Genomic DNA, 14,643 nt, shown 5'->3' on the forward strand with positions numbered 1-14,643 from the left:
CTCTTATTTATAAGTTTCTTAACCTGTTCGTTAATCTGAACAGGTTTTTTTGCGAAGAAAAGAACTTTCTAAGTTAATTTATTTATTATAATTTTTTTCCTACATTTGCAAAAATGGATTTGTGTGAAGGATATTAAAAAATTTGCCATTGTTATAATTGTTTTAGGGCTCCCTATGTTGGTCACTCATTGGCTTTTAATAAAAAAGAAAGAAAAGGAAAAAACGGAGAAATCTATTGCTGTTGACAAAGAAAAAGTTTGGTTGGAACAGTATCAGTCAACGGTAAAAATTGATTCTTCATTGAGAAGGCAGCATTATCATTGGGACAATAGCACATCAGAAAAACTTTTGAAAAGGAATCTGAAATAATTACTGCACCCTAAACTTCTCCCGATACTCAATAGGTTTCATGCCTACCATTTTATAAAAAACTTTCCTAAAGGCTTTCGGATCATTATAGCCCGTTTTCTCAATAATTTCAGAAATCGAAAGTTGCGTTTGTTCCAGATATTTCTTTGAACTTTCAACTCTTATATTTTGCAGGTATTCAATAGGTGGGATGCCGGTAACCTGTTTGAAACGTCGCGTCATATTTCGGGTACTGGTAGGAATGTCTTTGGTGATTTCTTCCAGTTTTTCGATCGTATGATATTGACTTTCTATTTTTTGCTGCAGCATGGCAACTAAGGCATCATTGTGCAAATGATTGGGTCTAAAGGTGCTGAAATAACTCTGTTTGTATCGGTTTAAATCAATCGAAAAAATCTTTGCAATCTGAACTGCAATCTCATTTCCACAGTATTTCTGAACCAAAAGAATCAACAGGTGAAACGTTGAGGTAGAGCCTCCGCTGGTATACAAACTACCGTCGGCCGTTAAAGTTTCTTCGGGTTTCAATTTTACGAGTGGGAACGCTTTGGTAAAAGCACTGCAGGCATCGACATGAGTTGTGGCCAACTTTTCGTTAAGCAAACCGGATGCGGCAAATAAAAAGGCACCCGTACAAAAACTGGCCAGCTCGGCACCGGATTGATGGTGCTTTTTTAGCCATGGAATAAAGTTTTTGTTTTTTGCGATCATTTCGCTCATATTATCCGTAGTAAAAGCCGGAATCAGGATAAGTTCAAGGATTGTTGTTGAATCTTCAACCGGATTTACTTTATAGCCGAACAAATTTGCTTCTTTGATCTGTTCTGTCAATTGAAATACCATAATCTCAAAAGGCTTTTCGTCTTCTTTAGCAAGTTTGTTGGCGGTTTCAAAAACTTCTAAAATAGCTGCTATACTTAGTAATTTATAGTCGTGCGGAACAATTAATCCTACTTTCTTAGTCATGATTGCATTGGTTTTTGGAAAAATGATAGGTTACAAAAGTAAGTATTTTGTCTTAAATGACCCTAAAAATGACTTTTAATGTAACTTAAAGCTAATGCTAAAAAACTAAATTTGCTTTAAATAATTTGTAATTTTATAAAGAAACATCTTTGATTTTAGTAAATAAACAATGATAACCGTACAAAACATAATTAAGGAGGCCATAGACAAAGTCTGGGAGTTTTGGACAACACCAGAACATATTGTAAAGTGGAATTTCCCTTCGGAAGATTGGCATACTATTCAGGTTGAAAATGATTTGCGAGTTGGCGGAAAATTCAAATATACGATGGCTGCGAAAGACGGAACTGCCACTTTTGATTTTGAAGGAGTTTATACGAGGGTAGAAACTTTTTCAGAAATAGAGTATCAACTATCTGATAACAGAACCGGAAGTGTTCATTTTGAAGCAAGTAGTGATAAAGTCATTCTTACCGAAAAATTTCAAACTGAAGCTGGAAATCCTAAAGAAATGCAGCTGCGATGGTGTCAGGCTGTTATCGATCATTTTAAAGAGTATGTTGAAAGTAATTAAATAAAAAACGAAACAAGAACCAATTTTAAAAGTATAACTAAAAAAAGAAATAAAATGATAACAGTACAAAACACGATTAATGCATCAGTAGACAAAGTTTGGGAATTTTGGACAGCACCGGAACACATTACAAAATGGAATTTTGCTTCTCCGGACTGGCATACACCTCATGCTGAAAATGATCTGAGAGTTGGAGGGAAATTTACATCGACTATGGCTGCAAAAGACGGCAGTATGAGTTTTGATTTTGGAGGGGAGTACACTGTAGTAGAGCAGAATAAAGCTATTGAATACATTTTAGAAGATGGAAGAAAAGTTGAAATTACTTTTAAAGAAACACCAAGCGGAGTTGAGGTAATTGAAAAATTTGATCCCGAAACAGAAAACCCTGAAGAAATGCAGCGCGGAGGCTGGCAAGCCATCATGGATAATTTTAAAAGTTATACCGAAAGTAATTAGTTTTTTTAGGCTCAAAGGTTCAAAGAAGCAAAGTGACAAAGGCACTGATTGACATCACAGAGATAGTTTAATTTTAAAAAGAGTTACAATGACAAAACAAATTTGGCTGAATTTGCCGGTAAAAGAGGTGGCAAAATCAAAGGCTTTTTTTTCGGAAATAGGATTCTCTTTTAATGAAGAACACGACACACCAAAGTCAACTTGTATGGTGATTGGAGAAGGAAAATTTGTAGTAATGCTTTTTGAGGAAAAATTGTTTGCCAGTTTTTCTCATAATCAACTGACAGATACGAAAACAAGTACAGAAGTTCTGATCTCGATTGATGCTGAAAGTACTGCTGAAGTAGATGAACTGGCAAAGAAAGTTAAAGAAGCTGGAGGAACTGTTTTTGCTCCACCGTCAGAAAGTCAGGGATGGATGTACGGCTGTGGCTTTGCAGATCTAGACGGTCATCGTTGGAACATATTATTTATGGATTTTAGTAAACTATCATAGTATGGAAACTTTAGAATTTAAAATCAGAATTAAAGCCCCGGTACAAAAAGTCTGGGCAGTTTTATGGGACGAGGAAACGTATAAGAAGTGGACGGGGTCTTTTTGCGAAGGTTCATACGCCATAAGTGAATGGAATCAGGGCGATAAAATACATTTCTTGTCTCCAAACGGAGAAGGAATGAATAGTGTCATTGAAACGAAAATTCCGAACGAGTATATGGCTTTTAAACATATAGGCGAAATCAAAGACTTTAAAGAATTGCCTCTTGACGAAGAAACCAAAAAGTGGACAGGTGCCATGGAAACGTATCGATTAACAGCCGATGACGAATTTACTGATTTGGTAGCGCAGGTAGATGTAGTCGAAAAATACATCGATTATTTTAAGGAAGCATTCCCAAAAGGACTGGAGACCGCTAAAGAACTCTCAGAAAAATAAAAAAAGAAATAACAAACAAAAAACAAATATCATGGCAACAGCAGTAAACCCTTATTTAATTTTTAACGGAAATTGCGAAGAAGCATTTCTGTTTTATCAATCCGTTTTTGGAGGAGAATTTCCATTTCTTGGAAGATTTAATGAAATGCCGGCAGGTGAAGAAGGATGTGGTCCGGTATCTGAAAAAGATGCTAATCGAATCATGCACGTTTCATTGCCAATTGGAAACACCATTCTGATGGGAAGTGATAGCAGTGAGCAATCCGGAGACGTAACTTTTGGAGGGAATTTCTCCATCTCCATAAATGTGGACAGTGCAGCAGAAGGAGACCGTATTTTTAACGGACTTTCAGCAGGAGGAACTGTTTATATGCCAATGGCAAAAACCTTTTGGGGAGCTTATTTTGGAATGTTCAAAGATAAGTTTGATGTAAGCTGGATGGTAAACTTTGATGAAAACCAGGCAGGTTAAAAACAACTTCTTATATTTTATCACCATACAAAAGATTTCAGGGATTCACCATTTTAATCCTTGAAATCTGTGATAAAAAAACAATTCAGAGATTGAAAAAGTTAGGTTATTCCAATCCCTGAACATTATTGTTAAATTACTCCAAAAAGCACAGTATTAGGTGCTTTTTCTCTTTAAAAAACAAGCAATATCCTTTTTTATCAACATTAGATTGTCGATTTTTGTCGCTTCGTAAAATCAATAAACATAAAATGGCAACAGAAGATAAAGAGATTATTTTATTAAAAGTTTCAGGACATGATAAAATAGGAGTAACAGCAGGTTTAACCGCTGTATTGGCAACTTACGATGCAAATATTTTAGATATTGGTCAGGCCGATATTCATGATACGCTTTCTCTGGGAATTTTATTCGAAATTCAGGCAGGTTCCTCTTCCGGCCCCGTTTTAAAAGATTTATTGTTCAAGGCTTATGAATTAGAAATTAAAGTAAAATTTATTCCAATTTCTATCGAGGATTACGAAAAGTGGGTGAAATCACAATCCAAACAACGTTATATCATCAATATTTTGGGCGAAAAACTAGCCGCTTCTCAATTGGCTGCCGTAACCAAAATAATGTCAGCCCAAAATCTGAATATTGATTCTATTATAAGATTAACAGGAAGAACTTCTATTGTAGATCTGGAAGAATACCCTCGTTCCTGTATACAATTGTCCGTGACCGGAGAGATCGTAAACAAGATTGACATGACGGCAAGTTTTATGGAAATTTCCAGAACGTTAAATGTGGATATATCCTTTCAGGAAGACAATATTTACAGACGAAACAGACGTTTGGTTTGCTTCGATATGGACTCTACTTTAATTCAGACTGAAGTGATCGACGAACTGGCCGAGCTGAACGGAGTAGGAGATCAGGTTAGAGCCATCACAGAATCAGCAATGAATGGCGAGATTGATTTCAACGAAAGTTTCAAACAGCGTATGGCACTGCTCGAAGGATTGAGCGAAGATGTTTTGCAGAATGTAGCCGTCAATTTACCGATTACAAAAGGAGCGCATCGCTTAATGAAAGCCCTGAAATATTATGGATACAAAACCGCAATTTTATCCGGAGGATTTACCTATTTTGGAGAGTATCTTCAAAAAGAATTGGGCATCGATTATGTTCATGCCAATAAATTAGAGATAAAAGACGGTAAACTTACCGGAAAATATATAGGCGATATCGTAGACGGCCAAAAGAAAGCCGAATACCTAAAAGCAATCGCCGACAAAGAAGGAATTCACATCAACCAGACCATTGCGGTTGGAGATGGCGCCAATGATTTACCAATGATCAATTTAGCAGGTTTAGGAATCGCTTTTCATGCCAAACCAAAAGTAAAAGAAAATGCAGCAACGTCAATTTCAAGTCTGGGTCTTGACGGAGTTTTGTATTTATTAGGCTACCATGACAGGTACATCGATATGATGTAAATCTAGTGTCGGGCTGAGCGAAGTAGAAGCCCTGTAATGCTAAAAAGAACTTTGATTTCGCTCATTTTAGTCAGGCTGAGCGAAGTCGAAGCTATGGGCATGTCCCGCTGAAAAAGTGGGTCGGGCTATCCGTTGTAATCTTTTGTGTCCGCCGCGGCGGACACAAAAGGATTTCCACTTCTATCCCTCATGCAATTCGGCGATAGTATTGGGGCTTATTTTTCTCTGGACTTCAATTCCTCTTTAATGTCTTTTAAAGTTTTGAAATTTAAAAGAAGTAAAGGCAATAGAGCAATAGGGACAATCTGAGAAGCACTAAATCCTTTTTTAAAAACAAGATAGATGTTCACAATGAATAATAAAAGTAAGATTACGGCAAATGCATACGCAGCGGTTTTTGATATTTGTTGGCTTTTAAGCAGCTCTTCGGTAGTCATTTTGCTAAATTTTTCGTTTTTCATTTTATTATGGTTTTAGTTAATTTGGTGTTTTATGGCAAGTTATCAGCTTGTAGATTTGTTTAATTTCCAGCCTTTTCCAATTAAGTGTTTTTTACATTTGAAACAAAAATCAGTTTCTTCGTCCAGATGATTTTTTCCTTCAGCATCTCTCATTAAGCATGTTTTTACAGGACAATGAGGCAAGCCTTCGGTGTGACCCAATTCATGCAGTACCACTTTGTAAAATTGAGCACTTTTATTTTGCTTGCTTAATCTAAAGTCAGAGACCACACAGGATTTTCCGGGATGATAGCCTAGTCCCATAACTCCCCAGTCTTTTGTTTTTCCCTTGGTGACACTAATGTCACAGTTTGATAAACCTACAATTACAGAATCTGTGCCAATATTGTTTTTGATCGTTTTGATAATACTGTCAGCCCGATATCTGTTTCGGGCTCGGTAAAATGCATTTTCCGGAAAAGGAATGTTGGCTCTTAAAACAACATTAGGGTTGATCGTTTGTATTTTATGGTAAACATTTTTTGCCTGCTCCGTTTTGAAACTCCCCAGAGGCTGAAGGACAATTATTTTCGGATGTTGTTCTTGGGTACAGGAGATGAAAAAGAATATTAAAATTAAAATGTAATTTCTCATTTCGCCGATCCTAAATTCGTTAACTCCACACTTTTAATGGATCCAAGAGGCGCAACTTTGATCGCATTACTTTTTGGAGTCAGGTAAAAATAATAAGCACTATTGACATCTATCAAAAAAACGGCATCAGTTTCTCCTGTGTTAAAGGTGATTTTTTGTTTGTATTTCAATTTATTCGTTCTAATCTTCTCTGCAGTTTTATAGCCTTCGCCAATTCCTAAACCAATAAAAAAACTTAGTAATCCGGCTCCAATGCAAACTAAAAATTTTTGTTTCAGTTTGTTTTTGATTTCAGCATCTGCGAATTTTTCCCCATTTAGATTTGTTCCTATCATTTTTTTTGCCCAGCTTTTGTTGCGATGCTTATAGCATAAACTTAGAAAAAGGGAAATAATAGTGGCGAAAACAATTAAGCTGAATAAGACAATTGGATTTGCGGTTAAATCAGCAATGGGACTGATGAGAATATCCATAATGGTTGAATATTTCAGAATGTTTATCTTCAATTGAAAAAAGAAAACACATTCTTTTAAAATTCCCAATACGACGAGAAAAAGATAACCTAACGGGATTAAATTCTGGATTTTTTCTATTAATTTCATTCTAGATTAACGTGGTTTTTGATTAAGTTTTTTGTACAACTACATCTCTTTCAACTGCTCCAAATAATCCCTTTGATTGGAAAGTCTTGGGATTTTATGCTGTCCGCCTAATTTATCGCGTTCTTTTAACCAGTCGTAGAATAAGTTTTCACGTGCCACATTAATCACTAAAGGATTTAAAGTCATATTGTTGTGACGTTTGGCTTCGTAATCAGAATTTAGAGTTTGCAAAGTGTCATCCAGTACTTTTTGGAAAAGCCCCACATCGGCAGGTTTTTTCTTGAATTCGATCATCCATTCGTGAGCACCTTTTTCCTTGTCCTGCATGAAAATAGGAGCCACGGTATAATCGATCACTTCAGTATGAGTAAGCTGACAGGCTTTGGCAATCGCCTGATCGGTATTTTCGACCATTAATTCTTCGCCGAACACATTAATATGATGTTTCGTTCTGCCTGTTACCCTGATTCTGTAAGGGTTTAAAGATGTAAAACGAACCGTATCTCCAATCAAATAACGCCATAAGCCGGAGTTGGTTGTAATGACAATCGCATAGTTTTTGTTTAACTCAACATCAGCCAGACGAATTACTTTTTGATTTGGAGTTCCAAACGTATCCATCGATATGAATTCATAGAAAATGCCATAATCCAGCATCAGCAATAAATCACTTGAATTGTTTAAATCCTGAATAGCAAAAAAGCCTTCAGAAGCATTGTATATTTCGTAATACCTAAAATCTTTGCTTGGTAAAATATTTTTGTATTGCTCTTTATAAGGTGAGAAACTTACCCCCCCATGGAAATAAACTTCCAGATTAGGCCAGATATCCAGAAGACTTTCTTTCCCTGTATTTTCTAAAACCTTATTCATTAAAACCAGCATCCATGACGGAACGCCTGCAAAACTGGTTACGTTTTCGTTTTTTGTTTCATTTATAATCGCAGCAATTTTCGATTCCCATTCACTCATCAAAGAAGTTTTACTGCTTGGAGTACTGCTAAACTCAGCCCAGATCGGCATGTTTTCAATCAGAATAGCAGATAAATCGCCAAAGAACGTATTATTGTTCTCGTAGATCTGAGAACTTCCGCCCAGACGGAGACTTTTCCCAAGGAACAATTCCGAATCCTCATTGTTGTTGAGGTACAGACAAAGTAAATCTTTACTTCCTTTATAATGACAATCTTCTAAAGCTTCATTACTCACAGGAATGAATTTACTTTTGGCATTCGTAGTTCCGCTTGATTTAGCAAACCATTTTATTGGTGTTTCCCAAAATACATTTTGTTCCCCCTGACGGGTACGTTCAATCAATGGCTGAAGCTCCTCATAAGTAGCAATCGGTACCCTTTCAGCAAAAGTCTGATAAGAATTAATCGATTCAAAATCATACTGTTTCCCTATAATAGTATTTTCTGAAGCGGTCAGCAAATTGTGCAACAGCTCCTCCTGAACTTCATTCGGATATTTTAGAAAAAGTTCTATCTGATGTATCCTTTGTTTTAGGACCCACGAAGCGAAAGAGTTGATTATTGATAAGGGCATGGGTGAAATTTATATTTTAGATTGCTGATTGTAGATTTTAGATTTTACAATTCGCGTAAAATCAGGAACCTTAAAATTTGAATATCGAAAGACAAATAGTAACTTTGCCGTTGTATCAAAAATAGTGTTTTTTTGTAAAAAATAACATGCTATTTTTATTAAACATTCCGGTTCGGTCGAATTTTAACTCTTAAAATTCAGAATTCAGACCGACAAATCTAAAATATACAATCTGCAATCTAAATTCTAATGACATATCAAGGCGTACTTACAAAAATGCAAACTGAAATGGGAGCTCCAATTCAGTATTATTTGGTATTTGAAGACAGTTTTTTAAACATGAATCAATTACTGAACAAAGAAATTGAGATTAATTTCGTCGGGTTTGAATGTCTGAATTGCCACAAGAAGAAAAAGATCTACCGTCAGGGATTTTGTTATGAGTGTTTTTACTCAAGCCCTGCTGTTGGGGATTGGATCATGCGGCCGGAACTCAGTACTGCACACTTAGGAATTGCAGACCGTGATTTGGAGTACGAACAAAAAGTACAGCTTCAGCCTCATATTGTATATCTGGCTTTGGCAAGTGAAGTAAAAGTTGGGGTAACCCGTAAAACTCAGGTTCCAACGCGTTGGATCGACCAAGGAGCTACCCAGGCTATTGCGATCGTTGAGGTTCCAAACCGATATCTAGCCGGAATAACTGAGGTGGCATTAAAAGACCATTATACGGATAAAACAAACTGGAGAAAGATGCTTCAAAATACAGGTGAAAGTTTCGACCTGCTGGCTGAAAAGGCAAAAGTAGAAAGTTTGATTCCGGCAGAAGTACAGGAATATTTTTATACCCAAAAAAATGATCTGTATGAATTACAGTATCCGGTTTTAAATTATCCGACTAAAGTAACCAGTCTGAATCTGGATAAAACCCCGTCATTTCAGGGGAAATTAACCGGAATTAAAGGGCAATATTTAATCTTTGAGAACGGAACTGTTTTTAATGTAAGAGGTTCGGAAGGTTATGTGGTTAGTATTGCAGTTTAACATTTAAAGGAAGAAAAGCGCTTTGTAAGGAATTGTTTATTAGTATTTTAGTATATTTATAATACAGTTTTAGTAAAATTGTAATTTGAATGTTGAAACATTTGATTACAATTTTATAATAATTATTTATTAGAAGATTTTAATTTTAAATCTAAAGAGAACCTAGTTTAGCAAAAAGCGAAATGAAAGTTTTTTTTTGAATTTCCAAGGACAAATATTTAATTAATAAATGAATTATAAAGATGAGTGTTTTAAAACGAATAAATGTGGTCAGGCGCAGCGTAATGCACCGTCTCACTAAGAACATTGGAAAGCCAAGATCAGAGCAGCATATTGTTTTAGTGGATAAAACAGAAATTAGGCGGGTCCTGATTTGCAGGCCAAATGCCAGACTCGGAAACTTATTATTGATTACGCCGCTGGTTCAGGAAGTCAACGATATGTTTCCAAATTGTAAAGTCGATTTGTTTGTTAAGGGAGCTTTAGCTCTGGTAATTTTTGGAAATTATCAAAACATCAATAAGGTAATTGGTTTGCCTAAAAAACCGTTCAAAAGCTTATTGGAATACCTGAATGTCTGGATTTCAATAAAAACACAAAAATACGATGTTGCGATCAACGTAGATCAAAACTCTTCTTCAGGACGTTTAGCAGTCCAATTCTCTAATGCTAAATATAAATTTTACGGAGATTTAAATGATGAATCTCAACTTGTAAAAAAAGACTACGATCATATTGCGAAATATCCCGTTTATAACTTCCGAAATTATTTAACGAAACTTGGATTAGCAAAAAGCAACAAAATAATAGCCCCGATTGACCTTAAACTATCTTCTGCTGAAATTGCTAACGGAAAGAAAATTTTAAATGACTTAGTGCCTGATTCTAAAAGAACCATCTGTATTTTTACGTATGCGACAGGAGCAAAATGCTTGTCGGAAGAGTGGTGGGAGAACTTTTACGGGCAACTTAAAGAGGAATATAAAGACTATAATATTATCGAGATCCTACCAGTAGAAAATGTTTCGCAAATTGCATTTCAGGCACCTACATTTTACAGCAAAGATATTCGCGAAATAGGGTCGGTAATTGCTAATACTGATTTGTTTATTGGTGCTGATAGCGGAATCATGCATTTAGCCAGTGCCGTTCAGACTCCAACGATTGGGCTTTTCTCGGTTTCAAACCTTAAAAAATATGAACCTTACGACAATTGCAGTATTGGAATAGATATTAATTTGCATACTAAAAAGGATTATGTAAAAATCATAAACTCCATCCTGAACAATGGAAAACTTAATACTATAGGACAAGCAATTTAAATGATAAGAAACAAAAAAAAAAGGGCATCTACGGATACCCTTTTTTTTGTTTAGTTTTTCTTCTTAAACAAGCCATTGATTAAGTCACTGGCTTTTTTAGTAACCTCCTGAGTTTTTTGCTCTTTTTCGGTAGCAGCAGCTTTAGTGGTATCTTTAGCTTTCGTGTTTTTATTGATAAAATCATTAAGAGCCGAAGTTCCTTTTTGAGTCAGCTTGTCTCTTTGCTGATTCGCAACCTGCGAAGCCAGACTGGTCACAGCACTTTTCATATCCGTTGATACTTTTGGGTGCGAAAAATTACCTGTAAGCACAGCATTTATTGGAATGTTTTGCAGTTTTGCAGCATCTGAAGGTGACATTTTAGCAAGGAAGGCATTGGCTTCATTTCCTAAGTATTTTGCCGGAACGTCTAATTTTAAATTATAGTTCATCGTTTGATCGAAACCATGAGTTCCGCCAATTGTAATTTTAATGTCCTGATACTTGATGTCAAATGGTTTTACGCTCACTTTTCCGTTATCAAACGTTAGAGCCGCTTTAATATCATTCAGGTTTATTTTATTAGGATCAATAAATTTCAGGTTAGAAGTTAAGGCATTTATAACGGTTGAATTTTTAGAATTTACAGTAGTTGAAAGCAGTTGTCCTAAAAGATCTCCCGAGATTGATTTTAGATCCGGAGTCAATTCCTTGTCGTCTAAGTTTCCGTTTAATTTTATAGTCGAATTTAATTTTCCGTTGATGATTCCTGCCAAAGGAGCAATTTTTTTCATCATGTCTAATTGCGTAAAAGTTTGCGCAATATCCACCTGATTGAAACCTAAATTCATATCAAAAGTAGGCACTTTTGTTTTGGTAGAAACAGCTCCGTTAAGGCCAATTGTTCCCCCAAAAATAGAGGTTTTAAAGTTTTCTAAAGTAGCTTTTTCGTCCTTAACGATTAATCGTCCCGAAACGTCTTTTAGTTTCAGATTGTCATATAAAACCGTTGTAGCTTTAGCATTTAAAGTACAATTTAAAAACGCCGGAATCTTCATCGCTTCAGTAGGTTTTGCAGCTGCTTTTTCTGTAGCAGGAGTTCCTGAAGTCATAAAATCATTCACTGCCAGCTGATTTGAACTCATATTGAAGTTTCCTCTTAGTTCTTGTTTTTTGAACATGAAACCATAGAAATTTTCCAGCACTCCGTTAATGCTTAAATCACTTTTTCCGGTTGTGGCGTCAAATTTTTTCAGGTTTATGGTACTCGGATTAAACTCTACCAATGCCGTACTGATGTTCATCGATTTATTGTTTTCGTCTGTATATTTAAATCCGGACAGACTCATGGTTCCGGCATTTTTGATATTCTGGTATTGGCTCTTTTCAACAGAAGCCATATCAAATTGTGTAGTCACATCAGCTTTTAAAACACCGGCAAGAGGTTTGTCCATTTTAATTGGATACGCTTTAGAAAGATTCGCCAGATTGATGGTTCCTTTCAAGGCCGCGTTCACGATCGGGTTTTGCGTGATGTTTTTGATATTAGCTTTGGCGTTAAAAACATCCTGATCGATTCGGAAGGAAAGTTTATCCAGATTAACATAAGTATCGTTCAGGATTCCCGTTTCGTTGATGATTTTCGTGTCAATTACAATATTCTGAACCGATTTTGGAAGGTTTGGATATTGAAACGAAGCATTGTTAGAAGCAATTGCCACATTAAACTTAGGAACAGTAGTTTCAGTTAATTCACCTTTAGCAAAACCGGCTACAGTAAAATCTCCGGTAGTTTTTACACCGTCCAGACTTGAAGCATAAGCAGAAGGAATGAGTCCTAAGAAATTCGTAAAGGATGAAGTGGGAGTCTTAAACTTCAGATCATAAATTTGTCCGGTATCCACCATCTGAATAAACCCGTCAAATTCCAAAGGCAATTGATTGATTAAAGCTTTATTCTCTTTAAAGGTATATTTGCTTTTTTCAAGGTCAATTCCCAATACAGCGTCTAAAGTCAGTTTTACATTTTTCATGTAATTGATCTTATCCATATCCAAAGAAACATTAGCAACAGATTTTGTTGTTAAATCTAATTTTGAATTGGTAAAATCACCCGTTCCTTCATGGTTCAAACTATCAATGACCATTTTTATTTTAGATCCCTGATCGATGTATCTGAAAGTGAAATTTTCGATTTTATAATTTTGAATTTTCAGTGAAAGCGGTTTGCTTTTGTCGTCTTTCACGTCCTTTTCTTTATCTTTTAGTGCAATATCAAAATTACCAACACCGTCTTTGTTGAAAATAATATTCACCAGACCATTGGTAGAACTGATTCCCTGTATGTTTAAAGGCTCTTCTTTTCCTTTGAAAAGTTCCTTAATACTCATTTTTAAGTTTAGCTCGCCTAATGAAACCAAAGTATCTCCTTCAAATGGAGCTTTATTGATGATTACCAGTTTTTCGATTCCCACAGTGGCATTTGGAAAGTTTTTGAACAAACTTAAATCGGCATCTGTAAAACTTACCTTGGCATCAACACTTTTGTTGATAGCTTCTGAGATTTTAGCTTTTATTTGATCTTTAAAGAAATACGGAATGGCAAATAAGGCCGCTACAAGGACTACAAGAACTATAGCTGTTATTTTTAAAATTTTCTTTACCATATAAATAAATTTGAGGGGTTAAATTGCAAACTGATTGCTGCAAAAATAGTTTTTTTTGATGGAGTTCATAAATAAAGTTTTTGTTAAACCTAAGAATATACTTCTGTTTGTCCCAAACAAAAATCCGCCTGAATATAAGTTCAAACGGATTTTTAATGTTTTTATGATTGCCGGTTATTTTTTAATGAAAGAAATAATCTTATTGACCATGATTTCTGAGATGGGCAGATTCTCATTTTTATAACTTTCCAGGTTGGCCTGATGATCTCCGTCGATGATTTTCATGACATGATTCATTTTATCCACGATCAGGAGTTCGGCATTTTTATTGGCCTTCGATAAGAGTTCAGCATCTTTTACGGTCACTTGTAAATCCTGATTTCCCTGAACGATCAAAATAGGAACATTTAGTTTTTTGATTTCGTTTTGCGGATTGTATTTGAACCAGGAAATTAAATACGGCTGAATGCTTGGTCTGAAAAGAGCATTAAGCATTGGGTCTACTTTTTTTACTGTAAATCCGCTTTTCAGACTATCAATAATCGGGAAGGTTAATTCCTCTACTTGTTTGTTTTGTTTGGAAGCAATTTGCGATTTGATCAATTGGTCGGCAGATTCTCCAGCACCTGCAATTGAGATAAACTTATTGGCTTTTGCTCCGGCAATCATTCCAATCAGAGAGCCTTCGCTGTGACCAATTACAATTACTTCAGAGAAACGGCTGTCTTGTTTTAACAGATTGATCCAGCTTTTGGCATCTTCGGTGTAATTCTCAAATACAAGAGTTTGTTCTGAGATAGCAGCCGGTTTACTTTCTGCAATTCCTCTTTTGTCGTATCGTAATGATGCAATTCCGTTTTTTGCCAGCACTTCCGCAAGCATTTTCAGAGAATTGTTTTTCATCATCGGATTGTTTCCGTTGCGATCCGTAGGCCCTGAACCTGAAATTAGTAAAGCTACCGGGTACCTTTTTTCTAAATTCGGAGTAGTCAACGTACCAAAAAGCTGATCGATGTTGATTTTTAAAACAATGGGAGTTTCTGTAAAAGCAACTTCAGTTTTATTCTGAGCATTCACAAAATTCAGCAACAGAATAGCAGCAAGGACAAATAAATTCTTCATTTTTAAAAGG

General features: G+C 35.7%; 16 protein-coding genes. 9 read left to right on the top strand and 7 right to left on the bottom strand.

The genetic code is table 11. The features are described 5' to 3' along the window. Positions 1-123: 123 nt before the first annotated feature. Complete coding sequence (locus tag M4I44_RS08465; protein WP_249967035.1) at positions 124-369, top strand: hypothetical protein; 246 nt, start codon at positions 124-126, stop codon at positions 367-369. Here M4I44_RS08465 and M4I44_RS08470 read toward each other — a convergent pair whose 3' ends face one another. Then, entirely contained in the window at positions 370-1,335 is a 966-nt protein-coding gene (locus M4I44_RS08470) for a GlxA family transcriptional regulator (RefSeq protein ID WP_070905644.1), read from the bottom strand. It lies immediately after the preceding gene. A gap of 169 nt (positions 1,336-1,504) precedes the next feature. Here M4I44_RS08470 and M4I44_RS08475 point away from each other — a divergent pair, with 169 nt between their 5' ends. The 6 genes from M4I44_RS08475 to serB all read left to right on the top strand — a co-directional run bounded on the left by M4I44_RS08475 (position 1,505) and on the right by serB (position 5,256). Then, on the top strand, positions 1,505-1,909 hold the full coding sequence (locus M4I44_RS08475; RefSeq protein WP_249967036.1) for an SRPBCC domain-containing protein: 405 nt from the start codon (positions 1,505-1,507) through the stop codon (positions 1,907-1,909). A 54-nt stretch (positions 1,910-1,963) separates the two neighbouring features. Continuing rightward, positions 1,964-2,368: an SRPBCC family protein gene (locus tag M4I44_RS08480; RefSeq protein ID WP_017497743.1), complete on the top strand. Its 405-nt coding sequence runs from the start codon at positions 1,964-1,966 to the stop codon at positions 2,366-2,368. A gap of 88 nt (positions 2,369-2,456) precedes the next feature. Further along, the gene (locus M4I44_RS08485; RefSeq protein WP_017497744.1) at positions 2,457-2,864 is read left to right on the top strand and encodes a VOC family protein; all 408 of its coding nucleotides are present in this window, start codon (positions 2,457-2,459) and stop codon (positions 2,862-2,864) included. 1 nt (position 2,865) lies between these two features. Then, a complete protein-coding gene (locus tag M4I44_RS08490) occupies positions 2,866-3,303 on the top strand; it encodes an ATPase (protein WP_017497745.1) in 438 nt (145 codons plus the stop codon). 31 nt (positions 3,304-3,334) lie between these two features. After that, positions 3,335-3,775, top strand: a complete 441-nt coding sequence (locus M4I44_RS08495) for a VOC family protein (RefSeq protein ID WP_017497746.1) — start codon at positions 3,335-3,337, stop codon at positions 3,773-3,775. 251 nt (positions 3,776-4,026) lie between these two features. Continuing rightward, positions 4,027-5,256, top strand: a complete 1,230-nt coding sequence (gene serB, locus M4I44_RS08500) for a phosphoserine phosphatase SerB (protein ID WP_017497747.1) — start codon at positions 4,027-4,029, stop codon at positions 5,254-5,256. Positions 5,257-5,471: 215 nt separating this feature from the next. On the opposite strand, the gene M4I44_RS08505 is transcribed toward serB, so the two are convergent. From M4I44_RS08505 to M4I44_RS08520, 4 genes are read right to left on the bottom strand one after another with little or no spacing between them, the layout of a single operon-like run. Next, positions 5,472-5,717 (bottom strand): redox-active disulfide protein 2, encoded by a 246-nt coding sequence (locus tag M4I44_RS08505; RefSeq protein ID WP_249967037.1) that lies wholly within the window; start codon positions 5,715-5,717, stop codon positions 5,472-5,474. Positions 5,718-5,759: 42 nt separating this feature from the next. Further along, positions 5,760-6,350, bottom strand: coding sequence for a Zn-dependent protease (locus M4I44_RS08510; RefSeq protein WP_249967038.1), 591 nt, complete (start codon positions 6,348-6,350; stop codon positions 5,760-5,762). After that, positions 6,347-6,952, bottom strand: coding sequence for a hypothetical protein (locus M4I44_RS08515; RefSeq protein WP_249967039.1), 606 nt, complete (start codon positions 6,950-6,952; stop codon positions 6,347-6,349). Before M4I44_RS08515 ends, M4I44_RS08510 begins: the two co-directional genes overlap by 4 nt. A gap of 39 nt (positions 6,953-6,991) precedes the next feature. Next, positions 6,992-8,500 (bottom strand): GH3 auxin-responsive promoter family protein, encoded by a 1,509-nt coding sequence (locus tag M4I44_RS08520; protein WP_249967040.1) that lies wholly within the window; start codon positions 8,498-8,500, stop codon positions 6,992-6,994. Between the two features lie 249 nt (positions 8,501-8,749). Between M4I44_RS08520 and M4I44_RS08525 the strand changes: the two genes are divergently transcribed. Together M4I44_RS08525 and M4I44_RS08530 are read left to right on the top strand one after the other, a co-directional pair. Then, positions 8,750-9,544, top strand: coding sequence for a DUF2797 domain-containing protein (locus tag M4I44_RS08525; protein ID WP_249967041.1), 795 nt, complete (start codon positions 8,750-8,752; stop codon positions 9,542-9,544). Between the two features lie 242 nt (positions 9,545-9,786). Further along, positions 9,787-10,866, top strand: coding sequence for a glycosyltransferase family 9 protein (locus tag M4I44_RS08530; RefSeq protein WP_249967042.1), 1,080 nt, complete (start codon positions 9,787-9,789; stop codon positions 10,864-10,866). A 50-nt stretch (positions 10,867-10,916) separates the two neighbouring features. Here the strand turns inward: M4I44_RS08530 and M4I44_RS08535 are convergent, their stop codons facing one another. Both M4I44_RS08535 and M4I44_RS08540 read right to left on the bottom strand, forming a co-directional pair. Then, positions 10,917-13,511 carry an AsmA family protein gene (locus tag M4I44_RS08535; RefSeq protein ID WP_249967043.1) on the bottom strand — a complete coding sequence of 865 codons (2,595 nt, stop codon included), beginning with the start codon at positions 13,509-13,511 and terminating at the stop codon, positions 10,917-10,919. 174 nt (positions 13,512-13,685) lie between these two features. Further along, the gene (locus tag M4I44_RS08540; RefSeq protein ID WP_249967044.1) at positions 13,686-14,633 is read right to left on the bottom strand and encodes a S9 family peptidase; all 948 of its coding nucleotides are present in this window, start codon (positions 14,631-14,633) and stop codon (positions 13,686-13,688) included. Positions 14,634-14,643 lie beyond the last annotated feature (10 nt).

The organism is Flavobacterium sp. B183 (assembly GCF_023539155.1).
Lineage (GTDB): Bacteria > Bacteroidota > Bacteroidia > Flavobacteriales > Flavobacteriaceae > Flavobacterium > Flavobacterium tructae.